The organism is Hymenobacter saemangeumensis (assembly GCF_039541835.1).
GTDB lineage: Bacteria > Bacteroidota > Bacteroidia > Cytophagales > Hymenobacteraceae > Hymenobacter > Hymenobacter saemangeumensis.
The window spans coordinates 19,523-40,367 of record NZ_BAABGZ010000070.1; the positions used below are offsets into that span (position 1 = coordinate 19,523).

Consider the following 20,845-nt stretch of genomic DNA (forward strand, 5'->3'; position numbering starts at 1 on the left):
CACTACCCCTTTGACCCCCTTCTCTTCCGGACTCACGCAGTTCACGGCCGGAGCGGGTACCATTACTCTGAGTAACCTGCCGCAACTCAGCTTTCAGGGCCAAAATCCCTTCACCCTCGAATTGTGGGTATACCTGGATGCGCTGGTTGACCAGATGACATTAATCAGTTGCGCCAACGAATTCGTCCTTCGGACCCAAGGCAGCGGTCTATGGGTGGCCCGCGCCGGCCAGGGCCAGCCGCTGACAAGCACTAATGTGTTGCAGGCTCATACGTGGTTCCACCTCGCCATTACTTTTAATGGGGTGAACATGACTTTGTTTGTCAATGGCTTACCTGTCACTCAGATTTCCATCAGCGACCAAGGCGCTCCCAGCACGGGCAGTCCGCTTCAACTGGGCGGCAATTTCTACGGGCAGGTTGACTCCTGCCGGGTGTGGAATCGGGTCGTATCGGCTACCGATATCGCTCGCAGTATGTGGACGGATTACCCTGCACTTACCCCCGGCCTACTGGCACAGCTCGACTTTACCAGTGCTCCGCCTGTCGATTCATCGGGTAATGCCGTAACGGTCACCTTATCGCCCTCCGGCGTTGCATACTACCCCTTCGCCCCCGCCACCTATTTCGAGGGCAACGCCTTTGCCGACCCCTATAACGACACGATTGTCAATCCAGCCGGTACAGCTAACGACTTCACCGTATTGGCTTGGGTAAATCCGGAACTGCTGGGTACTCTGCAATACATTTTCACCAACGGCCCCGATGAGTCAACTTACGGGATGACCCTGGCGTTGAATCCCGCAGGCAACGTGTGCTTTCAGGTAGGCTCATCGCCTATACTCACATCGCCTACTGCCCTTCAGCCGGGTACTTGGTCCTACCTGGCCGTGACTTGGACAGCGAGCACCAGCACGGGGGTACTGTACCTCAACGGAGCGGTAGTGGCTTCCCTCTCTACGATGACGCTGGGCACTGGTAGCCAGCCGGTCGGCTCACCGCTGCTTGGTGCCATTGCCAGCGTCAACTTGGCCCTGCCCATCTCCACTTTTCAGGGCTACATTCAGAATGTCAGCGTCTGGACTGCTGCCCTTACTGCCCAGGACGTGCAAAACTACCAGGCGCAGGACCCGCAGAACGACCCACGTTGCGTGGCTGACTACAACCTGACCACCTTCCCGGCTCAGAATGTCAGCACTTTCAACCCGGTCGGCTTGGTAGCCGGGGCTCAGTTGGCCACTTGGCAGCCGGCTGGGATTCCTGCACCTGGGGCGCTGGCTGCTGCTCCGACTATATATAACCACGATAATTTCGAGGTTCTACTGGCTAGCTTGGCAATGGATGAGCTACCCCGTGCCCACCTCCTCAATTTGGCGACTCATAACCAGCAGCTGGCAGAAGCCGATTTAGCCGCTAACCGTTACGCGGGGGTGCAGGATATTCAGATTCAGACCCTGCCTAACGGCAATTCCCGACTGGTAGTCAGGGAAAACGGCCGCATGGCCACGGTATACGAAGGCGCGCTTGACCCGTGCACGCTGTGGTTCATAAGCCTCATCACGAGTGTCGTTCTAGCACTAATTACGGCCTTTGGGGTCCCGGCTCGGTTCACAGACTTATTTAACCGCTTTTCCACATTCTTGAGCGCACGTTTCGCCTCTACCGGCATTGCTGCCCGCTTGGCGGAAATTATTGGAACAGGGCCACCCAGCGTTTCTTCCGCTTTTATTCGCAATCTGGCTATTGCGGTATGGGAAAATTCGATGCTCATGCCCTTACTGAAAATAACGTGGGGGGCGGTGACAAATAGTATGAATGTCTGGGCCATCGTGTCTATCACTGCTAACTTCGTGATAATGCTGTCGCCAGCGGCGGGTCTGAAAACTGTTTGGTTCCTGGCCCAGCTTGCATATTCTATTTACTCTGTCCAACAGGTCATTCTGCAACGCCCCGCTAACTGCCCCAGCTAGTGCCGGGATTTACTGTACTTCGGCCTTGGTTAAAAGTTGGGTCAAAAATTAATCTACCTCAACGCGGTTTCCCAGTTAAAGGTGAGTAAAGCTGCTAGGTCTACGTGCAAGGCATATTTGAATGAATCGTCGGAGAAGTCAAATTCGCCGTGTAGGTTAATGGCCTTGGTTAAAAGGTTGGTCCAAAGTTAATCGGGGGCCTTGGCAGCTGCCGCCATTCGGTGGGCGTGGATGACGACGTTGCGGTTGCGTAAGTACTTGTAAAGGGTGACCTTGGAGATGTTCAGGCGCTGGGCAATCTCATTGACGCCGAGTTACTGCTCGCGGTAGCGCGTTTCGGCGATGATGGCCGTGCGCTCCGCCTGCTTCGAGAGGCCCCGCTGGCGGCCGCCCACCCGGGCGTGGGCCGCGGCCAGCCCGGCGTGTGTACGTTCGCGAATCAGTTCGCGCTCGAACTCGACCAGCGACACAAACAGATTAAAGACGAGCCGGCCCTGCGCCGAGGTGGTGTTGATGGCGTCGGTGAGGGAAACAAGCCTCACGCCCAGCTGTTGTAAGTTGCCCACCACCTGCAGCAGGTGCTTGAGCGAGCGCCCCATGCGGTCGAGCTTGTAGATGTAGAGCGTGTCGCCAACGTTATGGAGACGGATAATTCCCTTAGCCTGGAATTGGCCCCGGAGGTTGCTCCATTTTTCCGGCTGAAGCCGGACAGGGCAGCCGAAGTAGAAGGTAGGGTAAAGTCTGCCGTGCAGCACTGGCGTACGCAGGCCAGCGCGTATGGCATTAACCGAGGTGAGCAGAAAGCAATGGCTAGCGCATTCGCCCAAGTGGAGGACTGATGCCGCGTATTAAGAATGAATTTAACAGATGCGTTCCGGTAAGGAGCCCGGATTATTTAAACATCAGTCAATGCCTTTCACCAGAACTTTTCATCCTGTGGGCCAGGGCGCCTTTTACACGGAACAGCACCACGAGCAAGGTCAAGCGTTGACTGTTGTGTATGATTGCGGCTCCTTGACGGGCCCTAAATCACAGTTTCTGCGCAAAGTAGCTACTGCCTTGCCGGCCGATACCGTTATCGATGTGCTCTTCATTTCTCACTTTCATGCCGACCATATCAATGGCATTGATGAATTGAAGAAGCGGTATACCATTCGAGCAGTGGTACTTCCCAAACTCACAGACGAAGCCCGTATTTTGGTGAAGTTAGAGAACTACCTGGAATATGGAGGCTTCAGCACGACCCTGATTGATAATCCCCGTCAATACTTCGGTAAAGACACGCTTGTTATCTTAGTAGAGCCTGTTGGGGGCGATGCGGACACCCCGGCCGGAGCGGTAACCGAGGGCGATAATGGCCCATTCATTGACATTTCCCCAGAGGAGGGCCCCTCAATTCCGCCGGACTTCAGGACGTCAAAACAGGATGCTTCAGCCAGTGTGCCCAGCGGTACAGTGCTACGGTTTAGGACGAAGAGCCGTCCTTTCTGGGAATATATACCTTTTAACTACGAAAACAGCGTGCGTGGACGTGCGTTTGTCGCGGAACTGGCTGGCATGGGAATATCACTGCACTCCCTGGATAATATTGCTGACGTCATTGCCCGAAAGCCGGAACTCATAAAAGCGTATAAAAAGCTGAAGGGCGACTTAAACGAGAATTCGCTGGTAGTCTATTCTGGGGCCATTGGGCCAGGGAAAAAGCTGTGCCACCAAAGCCCAGCATACAGCTTCCCCTATCCCTGCTTTCTGGAGTCGCGGGGTGAAGGTTGTCTGTACTTAGGGGATATTGACTTAAGCATAGGCAGTGTTGTACCCGATATAAGATTTCGCCTGCAGCATAAATGGCAGAGAATATACAGCATTCAGGTGCCCCATCACGGGGCCATTGGCAACTTTGACGCAACCGTGTTCAATCGGGGAGCCCAAGCCATCATTTCGTTCGGGACGACCAATAGGTACGGCCACCCCTCAGCTCACGTAATCAGTCAGCTTTATCGAGTGGCAGCCACTCCGGTATATGTCACCGAAAAACTGGAAACAGGGTTTTACTCTTTGGATTAAAGCTGGCCAGGCCAAATTGGTGTAATACGTAATGACCAAGCGGTTGGCTAGTGTCAGCATAGGTTAATCAACTGTACTGAGGTGGTCTAGGAATGACGGACAGAAGAAGGACGTATATTTCTTCTGTCATGGCAGCAAAAACCAACGGGACGTCGCCCGACAAACGGCGTAAATACGACGAGGCGTTCAAGGCCGAAGCGCTGCGCCTGGCCAGCGAGAGCCGCAGCACCCAGGCCGCGGCCCGGCAGTTGGGCATCAGCCCCAAGCTGCTCTACCGCTGGCAACAGGCGCAGGTGGTGGCCGAGGTCGGCAGCGTGGAAGTGGCCCGCGACCCGGAGGTGCGCGCCCTGCGCGCCGCTAATAAGCGGCTGGCGCAGGAGCTCGACATTTTAAAAAAAGCTTTGGTCATCTTCGGCCAGCCGACCCCGTGAGCACTTATCGGTACATCGCCCAGCGGGCCGGCCAAGCGCCGGTACGCCAGCTCTGCCAGGTGCTGCGGGTGGCCCCGGCCGCGTACTACGCCTGGCAGCGCCGCCAGCAGGTGCCAGCGGCCGAGCCCGCCTGGCAAGTGGCCGTGCGCGAAGCGTTTGCGCATCACAGCCAGCGCTACGGCACCCGCCGGCTGCGGGCCGAGGTACAAGCCGACGGCCACGCCGTGGGCCGTTGGCGCATCCGCCGCGTGCTCAAAGCCCACGGCCTGCGCGCTCAACAGCCGCGCTCGTTTGTGCCCCGCACCACCGACTCGGACCCGGCCGTGCGCGCCGCCCCCAACCGCTTGCTCGGCCAGCGGGCCCCCACGGCCCCGAACCGGGTCTGGGTGGGCGACATCACGTACCTGCCCCGCCAGGGCGGCGGCTGGCTCTACCTGGCCGTCTGGCTGGACCGCTGCTCGCGCAAAATCGTCGGCTGGGACGTGCGCGACACCATGCCCGAAGACTTGGTCAGCGAAGCCCTGCGCCGCGCCCTGGTCGTGCGCCGGCCCCCGGCCGGGCTCATCGTCCACTCCGACCAGGGCAGCCAGTACACGGCCACCCGCTTTAAAGACTTGGTTGCCAAACACGGCGCGCTGCAAAGCATGAGCCGGCGGGGCAACTGCTACGACAATGCCCACGCCGAATCCTTTTGGAGCCGCTTCAAAGCCGAATTGCTGGATGGCGGTAGCTTTCCCGGACTGGCCGAGGCCAAGCTCGAAATCAGCCACCATGTGGCCTATTACAATGCCGAACGACGCCACTCGGCGCTTGGCTACCAATCACCCAACCACTTCGAAACCCAACTCCAAACCACGTCCCAACTGTGTCCGGCTTAACTGGACCACCTCAGTTTCTCAGATGATGCGGATAGGAGCGCGTGGATACATGCTCAAGGACGCAACAGCAGAGCAACTGATCCAAGCACTGGAAGACATCTTACAGAAAGGGTATCATTTTACGGACCAGACTTCCCTTGCTTTGGTGCACGGGATACAACATCCTACTCGCAAAGTGCTCACCAGCTTACCTGACCAGTTGAAAATGACCGAACGGCAGAAGCAAATACTGGAGCTGATTTGCGCAGGACACACGGCGGCTAGCATTGCCAAGCAGTTATTTATCAGCCGCCGCACGGTAGAAGGGCACTGGCGGAAGCTATTCGAAAAAACAGGAACTCATAATGTGGTGGGGCTGGTGTCTTTTGCGACCCAAAAGGACCTGCTGAAACGTCCCTCTTAAAGTAAATAAGGGGCTTGCTGGTCACCTTCTACGCCGGTTTCAAATCTGCCAGCTATTCCGCCGAAGGTTGAATCTATTGGACCTTCATCATCGCTAGAAAATGTGCAGTTACTCAGCTGCGACCAGCTAAAATGCACCAAGGCAGGTATAAATACTCATTATTTAAAATCGGGTAAATCTACGCTTTCAAACTGGGGCCGCTGAGAGGTTACTTTGATAAAGAAACCAATTGGTCAACGAATAAAGAGGTGGCTCTTATTGATTGAGTGTTTCTGATCCTGACAACCTCTGCTCGGTGCTGGTCTATACATATGCGACCACACCAAGAAAGCCGTTCCGCTTGCCGCTGTATAAGCAGCGAAGAGTGCATTCCTGACTCTCTGTTCTGGTGGCGGTTCCCCTATGGGCTATTGCTAATAGTGTGGCGTATTGCCCCTGGTGTCTCGTGCCTGCCGCATCTGCGACAATGAGCATTTCCTTGGTATTGAATTCCGAAGCCGGGTAGATAAATGAACGCCCCGTTAAGACGTGGGCATTTGTATTGTCTTTCCAGTACTCGGGGGTCGCCCAAATATATACGAGTTTCATCCCACGGTGGAGTGCCGGTTCGGCATCACTACTCGTTCGTCTGCGCAGTGATGCGGGCCGTTCGGTGTTAAGCACTTCTGTGAGTTATAACGCCCTCATCTCCATTCAGGCAGCCAATGAAGCTTATTTCCATTTTTTTCTTTCAGTCATGAAATACAAATACCTAAGTATGTTGATCTATTTTGGGATGCTCAGTGGCTGTGCGTCAGTTCACATAGTTTCCAGTGCGCTGCCGGAAACGAAAAAAAATCTGGGATATTACTACCTACCTCAGAAAACGATAGAAGCCGTCGTCACCGTCACAGCCACATTCGAGCGAAAATATCCGCTCGACCAACCATACCTCCTCCACTATCCGAGCAGCAAGCGCCATTACAAACTAGCGCCGAAACCTGACGTGCTAACGGCTGTAAAGTACGGTGACGATGTCAGCTTTGCTTTCCGCACCGACGCCGATCCTACCAAAGCATTCTGGCTCAGCACAGCTGATGATGAAGACAAAGCCAAGGACCTGAACCTGCTCGACCTCGGTTACAACCCCGATGGTAGTCACCTCCTTAAATCAGTAAGCGCATCGCTAACGCCGGCTGGCCCGCAGAACGCCGCTACAGCCCTAAAAATCGGAGTCAGCATAGTCACGGCAGCAGCCAAACTGGCGGGCGTCCCAGCGCTTGGGGGCGGAGTCGGCAAGAGCCGGCCGCCAGCCTGGCAGTTTCTACCTGCTGACTCCGTCGTTACCGTCACCAAGCAGTATGTGCTGCGTAAGCACTCAGACCTACGCGCCAAAGAAAATGCCATTCGCACGACGACCGGGGCGGAAGTATTTTACTTCGACTCCAGCGACCTAAGCCTGCCAGCCCCAGCGGCCCCAGGGCAGCCGCTTAGCAAACTTGAGGTATGGGTGGTGCCCGCAACGGATGCGGCAAAGACTCAGCCATTTCAGACTGTGCTGGGACAAGACTTTACAAAGTTCGGCTCCTCAGCAGCCGACCAACCAGTCGGTGGCAGCAAGGCAAAAGGGCTTTTTTACCGTACCCCGTACGTGTGCGACGTGGTAGTTAAGTTGGTGCCGGTCGGGACGCTGACAGGCCCCATCTCTACCATCGCTTACCGCACCAGCTTTCCGCAGCTAGGGGCGGTGGCCTTAGCGCCAGCAGTCTTCTCCTCCAAAACCGGCAAGCAAACCACCACTATCGAATTCAACCTCGATAATGGTGGTCTGACACATTACAAAGTGGAAAAAGAGCGCAGCACTGCCAAGTTGGCTGAGGAGGCCGGCACCGCTGCCACAACGCTACTGAACCAAGCCGCTGCGGCCCGGGATGCCAATAGCGAGCTACAACAGTTAAAGGACGACAACGCCTTGCTGGCCGAGCGCATCAAGCAGCTTGAAAGCCAGAAAAAACTGCAAGAATTGCAAGGCGCACCCTAAGCCGGGCAGGCTTACTTTACTACACTAAGCCGTGAGCCAGTACCTTATGCAACCGCTACCTGATTTTTTCTTCGCCCGGGCCACTACCATTGCCCTACCAGCCCCGTTGCTCCGGGGCAAGCTAATGCTAGTTCGAGCCAATGCTGGCTCGGCCATGCGTCGGTTTATCAACCAGCCACAACGCTATACCCGTTGGTGCTGGGCGGCTGTCAGTAGTGCCGTCTCGAAGTTTTACAATACGGCCTCGACCTGGTCGCAATGCCTGATTGCCGCCGAAGAAACACACGTGGCTTGTTGCGGGCCGGAGGGCGCTACGACTTGCAACATCGACTGGTCACTCGAAGACGCCCTAGGCCGTACCGGCAACCTATTGAAAATGGAAGAAAGGAGATTGAATCTACAGGAACTTGACCGGGAAATCAACGGGCTCGGCCACGTCGTCTGCATCCGCATCGAATGGGAAGGGGGAGGGGGGCATTTCCTAACGCTCTGCGGCGTGACGGCAACTGGCACCGTGCACATAGCTGACCCAGACTCCCGATATGGAACCTCGACACTGCCCTTATCGATTTTTCCGACTGCCTACCGGCGCCCAGGTAACTGGACGCATACCTATTTCACCCAGCCGCGCCCTGATGTTACAGCCTAAGCCTATACCAGCCGCACTGGCAAGTGCCATCCGACGCAAATTACGGTTCGAAGCTGAGTCCGAGCAATTGGCAGCAGCGTTGGGCGGCCACACGCGCCACCGAGTGCGACTGTCGCTGCCGCACCCGGCGTACTTTTTGCGGTTAGACGACGTAGCCTTAGGTCGGTCCTTGACGGCAGCTTACCCCACTGCTACCCGCGTGCTGCTCAGCGACGGTGAGCGGGAAGTTTACTCTGTCGCCGAGATTCCAAAGTGTGAAGCCGGGTTTTTGTCGGAGGCTATTAGCTTCGAACACGGTCCTCTGTTCGACCAACTGCTGGTCGACATGGCAACGCTGGCCAGCAACTCGGTTACCCAGTCGGCCCCAAAGCAAGCTGAGTTGCGCTTGCTGCGCGTACCAGCCTTGCAGGTGGTCGCCGCTTGGCTGCACTGGGACGGCAGCACACCAGCCGACTGGCTGCTGCCCACGGAGCCCACGCCGCCCTGCCTCACCGCACAGCGTCTGTACGATGGTAACAGCTTTCTGGAAGTCCTGCGGCACCCGGCTCAGCAACAATTAGCAGCCAGCAATAAGCGCTAACCCTACAAGCCCTGCAGCCTGCCCTGCCAAACCGAGGCCCAAGGTTGTCGGCTATTCGCGACCTCTTGGTTAAAGCCCGTCAGCATTACGCAATTGAGCATCATTATTTGTGCAGAGACACGGTTGCTATTCAGCTTCATCACTGGAGGCGGTTTAGCACCAGTATCTGTATAGTCTCAGGGAGTTGGTTTGGGTCTTGGTTAAAGTTAACAAGATTGTTCTGCGACTGGGCGCAGATAGCCTTTTTATAGCAGCAGGGGGATAAAATTACTTTAAGCGCCCCTGCGACCGTATGTGTTGGTGGCCCAGTATACTTTAAGGTGCGTGGGGTAGCACTTAACGCTGGAGAGGCTGATACCGGTCAGTCACACGGTTTCGGCTATGGACGCCTTGCTCGCCAACCTGCACCTGGTGGAAGGCGATTACCTGAAGCGGGCCGCTATCCTATTGTTTCACTCCACCCCGGAACGGTTCGTGACCGGGGCCTACCTGAAAATTGGCCGCTTCGCTACCGACGATGACCTGCGCTACCAGGACGAGGTGCACGGCCCGCTGCTGGACCAGATTGAAAAAGGTCTCGACTTGCTGCTGACCAAATATCTAGTCGCCGACATCCGGTATGGGGGTGCCTCTCGCACCGAGGTGTTTATGTTTCCGCCGGAAGCCCTGCGCGAAGCTCTGCTCAATGCCCTGGCCCACAAAGACTACAGCAGTAGCGCGCCCGTGCAGATAAGCGTGTACGATGACCGGTTGATTTTTTGGAACGATGGCCAGCTGCCCGACCACTGGACCGTGGAAAACCTCACCCATAAACACCCCTCCCGGCCCTTTAATCCCGACGTGGCCAATACCTTGTTCCGGGCGGGCTACATCGAATCGTGGGGGCGCGGCACTATCAAAATGATAAACGAGTGCCGCCGCCACGCGCTGCCCGTTCCGCGCTACACCTTTGAGGCGGGCGGATGCACCGTTGAGTTTCTCAAGTACACCGAGGCGGCACTGCGGCAACAGGGGCTGCGCGACGAGTTGATTAAAATCGTGCTGTCGGTGCAAACGGCGGGCACCGTAACCAACTCCGCCGTGCAGCAGTTGACGGGCGTAAGCAAATCCACAGCCACCCGCTTCCTCAACGAGTTGGACCGGTTGGGCATTTTACAAAAATCAGGCACTACCGGGGTGGGTACCGAGTACGTGCTAAAGGGTTCATAAAGGGTTCACGCCAGCTTGCTGCACCCGCAGTACGTAACGTAATAAGTGGCCTTGGTAAGGGGAAAAGCCGGTTTTGGAGGCGTTTGCGGATTAGCAATAAGGGTTCACAATGGGTTCAGCCTACACTTCAGCTGGCGCCTCCGCCAGCATTATCAGGTGCTTGGTCCGCACGATTCTTACTGCTGATACATAAACGCAACACAATAAAGCGCACTTCCAAGGCATAAAGGCAGGTGGTTGATATTTGAATCTAGGTACTGTCATATGGGCACTATATGAAAAGGTCCTTTAGGTGCCAATTGCCAATGTAACCGCTAGTTCAATCAAGTGGAAGCCTCCGGCATCACGGCCTGCACTGAACGCACATCGTACATACGCTTCAACTCGTCCCAATTTGCTGCCAGTTGGTTCCAGTGTTTGTCAAAAAGCGCTGTCTCCAGTTTTATCGATGCCCAAGCAATGATGGCTTCGTAGTCCAAAATGTCTCGCATCGCCGCGGCCACGCGGGTGTCGTTGAAGGCCTGCCCGCGCATGTCGTTAAATAACCACTTCATGTTTTCGTGGTTGCGGTCCAAGCGTTTGGAGAAGATAAGCAAGCGGATATAATCCTGGGCCAGCACCAGAGGGAGGGGAAGCTCAAAGAAAAGCCGCACAATCTCGCGCTGGCCCATGGCCGCCGATAAGGCGAATACCACCAACACCACCAGGCTAACGAGTAGCTGTTTGGGCAGCATCATGCCGGCAATGGTACGGCTGTGGGAGCTGTTTTCAAAACAGTTTACCAAGCACTTATAAATGCCGGGCTCAAGGGCTTCGTTGGTGAAGTACCCAATGGAGGTTTGCCCGGAATACCGGGTGCCAAAGGCATTGTCCAGGAAGTCCAGGCGCCGGTCCCGGTCGGCGTTGGACATCTGGTAGCTGGCCACAAACTCCAGCACCCCGAAGCCGACAATCAGGCAGCAGTTGACGGCCACCAGCACGTATTTCCAGAAGGGGTACCAGTGGGCCACCCAGGGATGAGCGGCGTGGTTATCGAGCAGCGTCAGCAGCGGAGTAAGCACCGTTGTCGCGAGCAGGATGCGAAAGCTCCACCCTTTGAGGCGGTCTACTTTCTTGAATTGCTTGTCGACGGGTACAAAGCGTACGGGTTGTTCCATGGGCGTTTATTCTTTGCCGGCAACGGGCTCGTGGGCGGCTTCGGCGCCGTACCACTCCCCGGTTTGCAGCCACACTTCGTAAAAGTAGACCCAACCGATGGCCCAGGGCAGAATCGTATCCGCCACCAGGGTTTCCTTGGTCCAGGTGAAATTGCGCGGATGGTACAGACACAGGGCCCGTACATCGCGGTAAAAATGCGGGGGACGCTCCACGAGGGCGGGAGACACGACTTGCACCCGGGGCGCCTGCCGGTAGCGGTAAGCGACCTTGAGGGTATACACCGGCAGGTTGGGGTGGGCCTGCACCTGGCCAACAAAGGTGATGTAGCGCGGGTCGCTGGCACTCTTGACGAACGTGAACTGCGGATACGCCCGGCGCATGGCCACTATCTGCGCAGCCACGTTGTACGGCTTCCGCTTGACAAACCTAGCGGCCCGGTTCACCGAAGTAGGCCGTTGGCGTTACACTGCGGCCGGCGGCGCCCAGCAGGCCCGTCGAGGCCACCTTCAGAGTGCCGCTGCGCATGGATTCACTAAGCGTCTTCGCTTCCTCCACCGAAACCGTTGGAAACTTAGCCCCAAATACTTGTTTCCAACGCTGAATGGCCTCGGCTTCCTTGCCCTCCTCGTACAGCGCGCTGGCTTCCTGAATCAACACCCGCGCTGCCTCAATGTTGGTCTTGGCTTGCTCGTAAGCCGTTGATGAAGCAAACTTTTTCTCGTTTAGGTATGAGCCGGCGTATTCCAGCCAGCGCTCAACGCCTTCCTTGTGGTTCGCTACATCAAAGAGCGTAAAGATGTCTGTTGCGGTGTCTTCGATGTGGTACGAGGGAATGAGTTTGCCTTGTTCCCGGTTCCAGTACTTGAGAATGCGCACCAGTGGCACGATGAGCTGCTTGCGGTCTTGGTTGACCTGGGTCAGCTTTTCGGAGTGAACCACGGGGTTCGACCAGACCCAGCCGGACAAATCCGAATCGGGAATCCAGTAGCCATCCAAGTCGTTGCCAAAGCAGGGCAACACGTCGAAACGCTTGTCGCTGAGCTTGATGGTGACGCAGGGCCGGTCCTGCACGGCCTTGTCCTTGTAATCGCGGGTGCCGTTGAGGAATTTCTTGACTTTGGTAAGCACCCCCTGCGGGTTACTCAGCACGCCGTTTTCTTCGTACTCGGTACGGTCCAGCACCAAGAAGATATCGACGTCGTCCAGGGGCTTGATGATGGTGTCGCGGTCGTAAGACCCGTTTTGAAAGACCCGTTCCCCGTGCAAGCCGTTGTCTGCGTCCAAGAGCAGCCCCTTGAGGTTGTTGTAAGTTATGCTGACCGCATCGGTTTGGCGGTCGGTAATGGTAATATCAGCCAGCAGTTGGGCAATGCATTGTAGGAGTGTCATCAAAAAGTGTGGTATTTGTAGTGTTGAGGTATGAAAATCATACCTCAACAATTGCTTCGCCTGGTCAGTTCCGTAAAACGCAACCAATGCATCAGAGCAATTGCCTTCCTATTCTACATTTTTAAAGAAGTGTGCGACAGGTAGAAAATCGCCCAGCTGTCGCACCTTTTTACTGCGCGAATTCTTTTCCTTCGCACTTATGCCACGCACGGTAGCCCAGGGTTTTCATGACTTTTTAGCAAAATTAGAGCCCCTCAGCTCCGAGCACCTGCTCGTTACGAGCCATTACGACTCGGTCCGACGCTGCTTAAACCAAAAGCTGAGGGCCAGCGGGTTGGTGGAAACAGGGTCGTTTGGGAATGGCACCGGCATCCGGCACTTTAGTGACACCGATTACTTTTCCCGTATTCCTGGGGCGCAACTCAAAGCCGATTCGGGATTGGCATTGCGGCAAGTCAAAGAGGCGTTGCAAGGCACCTTTAGCGCAACCGCGGGCATCGCGGTGCGCAACCCAGCGGTAAAGATTCCCTTTGGCAAATACGCCGCGGAGACCATGGAGATTACCCCCGCCAAGTTCTTGACGGTGCAAGCGTTTGGTCGTCGTTCGTTTGTCGTCTACCAAATCCCCGATGGGCGCGGAGGGTGGCAGTTGTCCAGCCCAGAGGCCCATAATTACTACGTGAAGTCCATTGATGAGCAGTGCAGGCGCCGCCTTAAACCATTGGTGCGGCTCATAAAAGCATGGAATTATCGCCAACGGGCCGGTATTTCGTCGTTTTACCTGGAGCTTTTCATAACCCGCTATGCCCATGGTGTAAAAACAATTAATTATCCCGTTGACTTTGCGCGGGTTTTGGCCTTGTTGCAGCGCAAACAACTAGCCGACCTCCGGGACCCGATGAAAATATCGGGCCTCATTGCCGCCTGCCCAACGCCCACAAAACGGCAACAGGCCTTGGTAAAAGTGAAGCGCGCGGCCTCGCAAAGCAAGAAAGCCCATGCCTTTGCCCAGGCAAACGATGCAAAGAAGGCGTTTGTGGAGTATAAGCGCTTGTTCAAAGGGGCTTTTCCGGCCTTCTAAATTATCTGGCTATTGGCTAAGCTAATAGAAAGTCTACTGGGCAATCAACTGTTCTTAAGCTTAACACCAACGGGGCCTGGCACGAAGGCCCTAGCATTACTGCGCTTGTGCCAGTGGTTGGGCCGGTTTTTACGCTATTTTCTGGGCATTTGCTCCAGCAATTAACGCAAAGCATGGGCAGCGACGGGCAATTAGGCTAGTACGGGCGCGGCGGTGGGTACAATCAGCTTCTTCTTAAGCTCTTTAAAAGACTGGAGACTATTTCCCGTGTAGTAGGACTTCAATAGGTTCACGACCCGCGTGTGGTTTTGTTGAATGGTTCCGACGTTCCACTGCAGGTAAGTGATGAACACGTGGTTGGTATTGGCGCGCCCTTCGATGTACGAGCTGTACTTGTGCCGTTTATCGAGAAAGGAAGAATTGCTGAGCGAGGCGTTTTTCTTCATGTCCACCAGGACAATGTTGCCGAGGCGATGCAGCCACTCTTTGTGCTGTTCTTCGGAGATATTCCACGCCGGTGCGCTGGGCTTTTGAAGCAGAATGTGCTCAACAGAGGTAAAGGCCTTGTTGAGATGCAGCTTGTTGTTCAGGTTACCAGTTAGCAAATAATATGGAGTGGACCGACCCAAAGAGCAGCGTTCCTGAAGTCAAAATATCACTACCGATAATTAATGTTTATCGGTAGTGATTTTGTAGCTTTGGGGACCCGGTGACAAACGGCGCCCTACTCCTTATATATACGCTACATGGAAACCCCATCCCCGCTACCGGTCATCATTCCCACCCGTTCGCACGCCCTAGTGGAAATGCCGGCCTCAGTGGGGCGCTACGCGGAGGCCGGCCTGCAGGGCGCGGCCAATACCCAGCGCGGTTACGCCGCCGACCTGCGCAGTTTTGAAGACTACTGCCAGCACCACCAGCTAAACTACCTGCCGGCCGACGTGAGCACGGTGGCCGGATACGCCTCGCAGCTGGCTGACCGCGGCAAAAAGTACGCGACCATTCGCCGTCACGTGGCCGCCATCGCCAAGCTTCATCAGCTCGGCGGGCACCCGTCGCCCACGACCCACGAGGCGCTGGCCGTAGTACTCGAAGGCATCGGCCGGCTGCTGGGCAAGCGGCAGCGCCAGGCTCCAGCGTTTAGTGTGGCCGAGTTGAAGCAGGCCGTGCGGGCAATGGACCTGGCCACCCCCTCGGGCCTGCGCGACCGGGCCCTGTTGTTGCTGGGATTTGCCGGGGCATTCCGCCGCTCGGAGCTCGTCGCCCTGAACGTGGAGGACGTGGAGCTGACCCGGCAGGCACTGGTGGTGCACCTGCAACGGAGCAAGACCAATCAATATGGGGAGGCCGAGGACAAGGCCGTGTTCTATTCCCCTACGGCGGACTACTGTCCAGTACGCGCGGTACAGGACTGGCTGGCCGTGCTCAATAGAACTACCGGGCCCCTATTTACGCGCATGAACCGCGGCTGTGCCGGCGAGACAGGGCGCCCAGGGCAAGCGCGACTTTCGGATCAAAGCGTCAACGACGTGGTGCAGCGCCACCTGGGCCCCGCCTACTCGGCCCACTCCCTGCGGGCTTCCTTCGTGACGGTGGCCGTAGAAGCGGGGCAGTCCAACAAGGCCATTAAGAATCAAACCAAACAGAAAACCGACGCAATGATCGAGCGCTACGCCCGACTTGATGATGTGAAGCGATTTAACGCGGCGCAACACTTAGGTCTATGAATGAGCAACCTGATAAATTCGCTTACGGCCATTTGTTTGTGCCGGAACGGAATTGCGATGTGCGATTGTTAAAGTTGAGAATTTGTTGCCTAATTACCTTTTTACAACGCTTATGGCTTACCAATTTACCAGCAAAGACCTTCAGTACAAGTACGAATGGAAGGCGAAAGACGAGGGAGATAACCCCAAGATTGTCGGTTTTCCCGACCGTAACCTGCTGAATCGGGGAGAGGGCTACGAGGTGCTGCCTTTTATCATCCGGTTTGTGGAAGGGCATACTTGGACCCCCTCACCCCCTTATCCCAATGTTGCTACCGGACAGAAAGTAGAGCGGATGATTCATGCCTGCCCGGGCCACTTGCGGATTCATAAAAATATCAAGGATTGGATTCTTGAGAACTGGAAAACCCAGTAATACCGAAGCTTGATTGAGCACAAAGCGCCCTGGCATTTGAAGCCAGGGCGTTTTGTATTTAAGCCGCCAATGTCGGTGCCATCCTGTGTGGATCTTAAACCCTGGGAGTGGTTAGCTCCAGCCCAAGTATACCCCTCCTATTAAGAAAAGCAGGACCGCTAGCAAGACAATCAGTCGATGCAAGTAAATCATTGCCAATGACGCAGTGTAAGAAAGTGAAGGTATAGTAGAAATTCAGCCGCTGCGTGGCCCAGGATACGCCTACGCAGGAAAACTTCAATTGGCGGCATTCGCGAGGGGTACAGCTTTGCACATGGCCTTTGCATACGATTGAGAGCTATTAATGCGCTGGATACAGGACATTAATAGCTCTTAAACGCCTTTTTTTCTGTATAATAACAAGATTGAATAATTGTAATTCTAATAGAAAGCATTTGTTCCTCGTAGTGGAACCACCAAAAAAATAATCTCAAAATAAAATGGCCGGCGCTAGGAATGCTCAGCTTGCGGATTATATTTGAACCACATTATCGCGCCCCTCCCTCCACAGGGGCCCCGTTAGTTACCTATACGCTTCCTTGCTTTCCCGCCTTTCCTTCCTCCCTGGCGGTCATACCGATTGGTTGGTGTTTTTCTGGTCCTAGCGGCTTCGTGATGGCCTGGCGTGCTTTTAGGTGCCGCCGGCCTTCTGGTGACCCATTGCACTCTCCCCATTTCTGATTGCGCTGAGTGTTGTGTTTTAGCCATGCCTAGTCCGTGAAGGATTTGGGGCAGGTTGCCCTTGCTTCTGGTATTTCCCCTTGTGGGTTGGTCAATGGTTCCTGCATCTTCTATGCTGACCAACGCCGGGCGATGGGTGCCAACCACCTCGAGGGTATCGCTCTTCCTGTATCATACTTCTACCGATGAACTACGACTACAAAGCGCACGCTGAAACCCACTTGAAAGCTGCTAAAGATGCCGTTGCCGAGCATGTAGCCAAGCAAGGCAGCTGGCAGGTCTCCGACATTGTGGACGACCAGTACCAATACGTGGACCTGGTCATGGAAGGCGGCGGGGTCCTGGGCATTGCCCTGGCTGGCTACGTCTACGTGCTGGAAGAACTGGGCATCCGCTTTCTGCAACTCGGCGGCGCTTCGGCCGGCTCAATCAACGCCCTGCTCATGGCCGCCGCCGGCCGGGTGGAGGAATCCAAGACCGAGCGCATCTTGGAGGCGCTGGACGCGCAGAACCTGGCCGACTTCGTGGACTGCGACGACGACGCCCGCGACTTCGTGCAGGTGCTGGTGGAAAACGGTAAGCTGCTCAAGTACGCCTGGAAAGGCATGCAAGTGGTCGACAACTTCACGCAGGATTTCGGCTTGAACCCCGGCACCGTGTTCCACGACTGGGTGCGCGGCTTGCTGGCCCAGTGGGGTGTACTCACGGTGCGCGACCTCTACGAGCAAAAGCGTACCATCGCGCCCGGGCAACTGCGCCTGCGCACCGGGGAGCCCTACGCCCCGGACGGCCCCATCCGACTGGCGCTGCTGGCAGCGGAGGTGACGACGGAATCCAAGGTGGTGTTCCCGGAAATGGCCGACCTCTACTATGCCGACCCATTGGCGGTTAACCCCGCCGACTTCGTACGGGCGTCCATGTCCATTCCGCTGTTTTTTCACCCCTATATGGTGACGGGGTTGCCCAATGCCGGGACGCCGACCAGTGAGCGGTGGAAGAGTGCGGTGGGCTACGAGGGACCGGTGCCTCAAGAGGTCTACTTCATCGATGGGGGCATTATGAGCAACTTCCCCATTGATTTGTTTCACCAGCACTACAAGGTGCCTAATTGCCCCACGTTCGGCATCAAGCTAGGCCTGGACCGCAACAAGCCCAATCCCATTGCCAAATTTACTAACCTGTTAGGGGCCATTTTCGATTCGGCCCGGCACGTGCACGATTTTGACTTCATCACGCGCAACCCCGACTTCCGGCACCTGGTCATTTGCGCCGAAACCGACCAATACAACTGGCTGGACTTTCAGTTGACTCCGGAAACGAAAGGGGCCCTGTTTGCCGAAGGGGCGCGAGCAGCTGCCAAGTTTGTGCGGGGGTTTGATTGGAGCGGCTACAAGGAAGTGCGGAACCAGCTGATCAAGGCCTATCAAGTGACAGACGCGGTCAAGCCAAGTGACACGATTACTTAATTGCTAAATGCGCTACATGCTTTCGCCATTTAAGCAATAAAGTACCACAAATCCTGTTTCCTATAGGCGGCCCCCAACGCAAGCAGCACCTCTGACTTGTTTCAACGCCCCTCAAATCCACTTTAAAAGCTAAGACGATGACTTGGATAACTCAACATGGCTTGGCAACACGCATTAATGACTTACCTCTCGTTCTGGCTGGTCCGATCCTAAGGCGTACTGAAAGTCATAGCGTTTCGGTCTGGGTGGCTTTACGGGATAATGCTGGTCCACTACGATTGCACATTTATGAACTAGGGAGCCAAATTCCTAGGTTCTCAACACCTATATTATCACAGTCTAATCTGGTCCAGTTAGGGGCAAGGCTTTTTGTGGGGCTTATCACTGCTAAAGTTCCGATCTCTTCACTGAGTAGGCTGACTCCTGGTCAGACTTATGAATATGATATAGAATTTGGTGACTTATGGGCCGGCTCTACGCTAAGTTCCATCGGTATTCTTAATAATCCAAACGTATCACAAGGCGGTATAGTAAACCTCATTTATGCTGGAGGGCCATCACGCCCTTCTTTTTCTCTTCCACCAGCAAGTGTCAATAATTTAAGAGTTGTTCACAACTCCTGTAGAAAAGCACAAGGAGGTGCTGCTGACGCCTCTTTAGCATTAGATTGGATGCTAATGCAATCCATCACTCAACCTGATAATCGCCTACATCAGATGTATTTGACTGGCGACCAGATCTACGCTGATGATGTGGCTGATGCAATGCTATATATGCTTCGTGATGCGGAAGCCCTCATCATCGGTTGGAATGAATCGTTGCCTCTTATTCAAAGTAGTGATAACCTAAATCCAGGTCACAGAGCAGCAGTAGTTAAAAATCGAGCGGAACTGTCAGTAGGTGAAGAGCCAGAATCTGCAAAGAGTCATTTAATTCGTTTAAGTGAATTCTATCTGATGTATGTTTTTGCTTGGTCTCCTGTTTTATGGGTAGACCAAGGTACTAATCTGCCCGAGTGGAACGACGTTTTCCCAGGCGTGAGCACAGTTGAGGAGTATTCCGGAACCCCAACTCCAGTCGGGCCAACCCCTTCGGTAGAGAAAAAAGAACACAAAGTTTTCACTGGCGAGATTGAGCAACTCAATGTTTTCCGTTCAGCAACATATGCATTACGCAGGGTTATGGCGAACGTGCCGACATACATGATGTTCGATGACCATGAACTGACGGATGACGTGTTTTTAGACCTAGATTGGTGTCGTACGGTTATTAATAACGCGCTAGGTAAAAGAATTCTTCAAAATGCTCTTTCAGCTTTTGCTGTAATGCAAGCATGGGGAAATGACCCAGAGCATCCTGAATTTGGTATAACACAATCTACTCCTGATAGCCTTATATTAAAACTGAAAGATTTAAGCGTCTCCGGACCAAGTGCTGCAAAATTTGATAGCATTGCAGCTAAAGTAGTTCCTAGACTTTCCAGTCAAGTAACCATGTATAATCAGCCCGGTTTTGAGCTGATTGATTCTATAGACTTTAGCGTATTTTTAGATTTTGATTATTTCAAAGTGATCATGGTAGATAGCCGCTCTAGACGGTTCTTCCCCACTTCTAAACAAGCTCCAGCGCTGTTAAGTATAGACGCTTTAAATAATCAAATTATTAATAGGTTGAACAGTATTAGCCCTTTGACGACATTCGTGTTTGTTATTACACCTGCCCCCATAATTGGGCATGCTATGTGGGAAGGCACTGTTCAACCATTCCTTGGCAAACACATTTTCGATTCGCGTATTGTTGATATAGAAACATGGCACGACAATACGCCCGCTTTTGAAAAAGTTTTAGAAGCTTTGAATAAAGCGAAAAGAACAGTTATTCTTTCTGGAGACATACATTTCTCTTTCTCAGCCGAAGGCAAGTATTGGAGCAGAAGGCATGGCCAAAGCACAAATGTTTCTTCTTTTGCTCAGTTGACTTGTAGCGCTGCAAAGAATAGCAACACTAAAACAGTCCTCATCTCCACTTTAGGCTCAGCTAATTTAGAGCAATTTAATTCGAGTCATAAAGCAAATACTTACACTATTGGCTTGGAAGACAATCCGACATTCCGGCATAAATTAATTCAAGCTGAAAAGGATGGAGATTGGTTTTTTAAACCCTCTAAAGTTATGCCACCTGAGATTTATGAGTTTCAGGAGCAGACCCAGGGTATTAGAGTTACACCAGGATTAATGCCAGTGTGGTCCTATAGAATATCATTTATAAACGATAACAGAAATGCTGATCTACGAGGTGTTTATACCTCTGCTGAGCAGGTTGACCCCTACACTCCTCCATCAAATCCATTGCTAAGGGATGCTTATTTGCACAGAAGGGAGGGGTTTTTCAACCCGTATTCAGCAGCAGTTGGCGCAGACTGCGTTGGTGAAGTAACCTTTTCCATGAATGGTACCGCTCTTGATGTGACACATGCATTATGGTATACGATGAAAGGTGAACCTCCATACTCTAGTTCAGAATTCAGACCTTTTGTGGTGCATAACTGCACCTTAGATCCCTTTGACAATGAACAAGAGCCTAGGCCATAATCGCAGATTAGTACGATGAGCGAGGATGATAAAATCACGAGTTTTTTTCTAGCCTTAGTCTTTATAGCGCTTGTACCACCATGTGTTTGCTATTT

General features: G+C 54.1%; 19 protein-coding genes. 14 read left to right on the forward strand and 5 right to left on the reverse strand.

Translation table 11 applies throughout. The annotated features are described in order from the left end of the window. Positions 1-10 precede the first annotated feature (10 nt). A complete protein-coding gene (locus ABD919_RS16865; RefSeq protein ID WP_345237214.1) occupies positions 11-1,969 on the forward strand; it encodes a LamG domain-containing protein in 1,959 nt (652 codons plus the stop codon). 314 nt (positions 1,970-2,283) lie between these two features. Here the strand turns inward: ABD919_RS16865 and ABD919_RS16870 are convergent, their stop codons facing one another. Further along, positions 2,284-2,724, reverse strand: coding sequence for a recombinase family protein (locus ABD919_RS16870; RefSeq protein WP_345237215.1), 441 nt, complete (start codon positions 2,722-2,724; stop codon positions 2,284-2,286). A 154-nt stretch (positions 2,725-2,878) separates the two neighbouring features. Between ABD919_RS16870 and ABD919_RS16875 the strand changes: the two genes are divergently transcribed. The 8 genes from ABD919_RS16875 to ABD919_RS16910 all read left to right on the forward strand — a co-directional run bounded on the left by ABD919_RS16875 (position 2,879) and on the right by ABD919_RS16910 (position 10,203). After that, complete coding sequence (locus ABD919_RS16875) at positions 2,879-4,033, forward strand: MBL fold metallo-hydrolase (protein ID WP_345237216.1); 1,155 nt, start codon at positions 2,879-2,881, stop codon at positions 4,031-4,033. 128 nt (positions 4,034-4,161) lie between these two features. Beyond that, complete coding sequence (locus ABD919_RS16880; protein ID WP_345237217.1) at positions 4,162-4,464, forward strand: transposase; 303 nt, start codon at positions 4,162-4,164, stop codon at positions 4,462-4,464. Continuing rightward, positions 4,461-5,342, forward strand: a complete 882-nt coding sequence (locus ABD919_RS16885; RefSeq protein WP_345237218.1) for an IS3 family transposase — start codon at positions 4,461-4,463, stop codon at positions 5,340-5,342. Before ABD919_RS16880 ends, ABD919_RS16885 begins: the two co-directional genes overlap by 4 nt. A gap of 49 nt (positions 5,343-5,391) precedes the next feature. Further along, positions 5,392-5,745, forward strand: coding sequence for a response regulator transcription factor (locus ABD919_RS16890; RefSeq protein WP_345237219.1), 354 nt, complete (start codon positions 5,392-5,394; stop codon positions 5,743-5,745). Positions 5,746-6,412: 667 nt separating this feature from the next. Next, complete coding sequence (locus tag ABD919_RS16895; protein ID WP_345237220.1) at positions 6,413-7,765, forward strand: hypothetical protein; 1,353 nt, start codon at positions 6,413-6,415, stop codon at positions 7,763-7,765. 31 nt (positions 7,766-7,796) lie between these two features. Continuing rightward, the gene (locus ABD919_RS16900; RefSeq protein WP_345237221.1) at positions 7,797-8,414 is read left to right on the forward strand and encodes a papain-like cysteine protease family protein; all 618 of its coding nucleotides are present in this window, start codon (positions 7,797-7,799) and stop codon (positions 8,412-8,414) included. 169 nt (positions 8,415-8,583) lie between these two features. After that, complete coding sequence (locus ABD919_RS16905; RefSeq protein WP_345237222.1) at positions 8,584-8,994, forward strand: hypothetical protein; 411 nt, start codon at positions 8,584-8,586, stop codon at positions 8,992-8,994. 381 nt (positions 8,995-9,375) lie between these two features. Further along, a complete protein-coding gene (locus ABD919_RS16910; protein ID WP_345237223.1) occupies positions 9,376-10,203 on the forward strand; it encodes an ATP-binding protein in 828 nt (275 codons plus the stop codon). A 323-nt stretch (positions 10,204-10,526) separates the two neighbouring features. Here ABD919_RS16910 and ABD919_RS16915 read toward each other — a convergent pair whose 3' ends face one another. Genes ABD919_RS16915 through ABD919_RS16925 form a run of 3 tightly spaced genes read right to left on the reverse strand, consistent with a single transcriptional unit; the run spans position 10,527 to position 12,750 of the window. Further along, positions 10,527-11,360 carry a hypothetical protein gene (locus ABD919_RS16915; RefSeq protein WP_345237224.1) on the reverse strand — a complete coding sequence of 278 codons (834 nt, stop codon included), beginning with the start codon at positions 11,358-11,360 and terminating at the stop codon, positions 10,527-10,529. Positions 11,361-11,366: 6 nt separating this feature from the next. Next, positions 11,367-11,762 (reverse strand): type II CBASS E2 protein, encoded by a 396-nt coding sequence (locus ABD919_RS16920; protein ID WP_345237225.1) that lies wholly within the window; start codon positions 11,760-11,762, stop codon positions 11,367-11,369. Positions 11,763-11,787: 25 nt separating this feature from the next. Beyond that, on the reverse strand, positions 11,788-12,750 hold the full coding sequence (locus ABD919_RS16925; RefSeq protein WP_345237226.1) for an SMODS domain-containing nucleotidyltransferase: 963 nt from the start codon (positions 12,748-12,750) through the stop codon (positions 11,788-11,790). Positions 12,751-12,949: 199 nt separating this feature from the next. Between ABD919_RS16925 and ABD919_RS16930 the strand changes: the two genes are divergently transcribed. Beyond that, positions 12,950-13,831 (forward strand): nucleotidyltransferase, encoded by an 882-nt coding sequence (locus tag ABD919_RS16930; RefSeq protein ID WP_345237227.1) that lies wholly within the window; start codon positions 12,950-12,952, stop codon positions 13,829-13,831. 191 nt (positions 13,832-14,022) lie between these two features. Here ABD919_RS16930 and ABD919_RS16935 read toward each other — a convergent pair whose 3' ends face one another. Beyond that, the gene (locus ABD919_RS16935; RefSeq protein WP_345237228.1) at positions 14,023-14,436 is read right to left on the reverse strand and encodes an HNH endonuclease family protein; all 414 of its coding nucleotides are present in this window, start codon (positions 14,434-14,436) and stop codon (positions 14,023-14,025) included. Between the two features lie 141 nt (positions 14,437-14,577). Here ABD919_RS16935 and ABD919_RS16940 point away from each other — a divergent pair, with 141 nt between their 5' ends. From ABD919_RS16940 to ABD919_RS16955, 4 genes are all read left to right on the forward strand, one after another. Then, a complete protein-coding gene (locus ABD919_RS16940) occupies positions 14,578-15,558 on the forward strand; it encodes a tyrosine-type recombinase/integrase (protein WP_345237229.1) in 981 nt (326 codons plus the stop codon). Between the two features lie 112 nt (positions 15,559-15,670). Next, positions 15,671-15,973 (forward strand): hypothetical protein, encoded by a 303-nt coding sequence (locus ABD919_RS16945; protein WP_345237230.1) that lies wholly within the window; start codon positions 15,671-15,673, stop codon positions 15,971-15,973. Positions 15,974-16,878: 905 nt separating this feature from the next. After that, a complete protein-coding gene (locus ABD919_RS16950; protein WP_345237231.1) occupies positions 16,879-18,159 on the forward strand; it encodes a patatin-like phospholipase family protein in 1,281 nt (426 codons plus the stop codon). 137 nt (positions 18,160-18,296) lie between these two features. Continuing rightward, a complete protein-coding gene (locus ABD919_RS16955) occupies positions 18,297-20,750 on the forward strand; it encodes a metallophosphoesterase family protein (protein WP_345237232.1) in 2,454 nt (817 codons plus the stop codon). Positions 20,751-20,845: the final 95 nt, after the last annotated feature.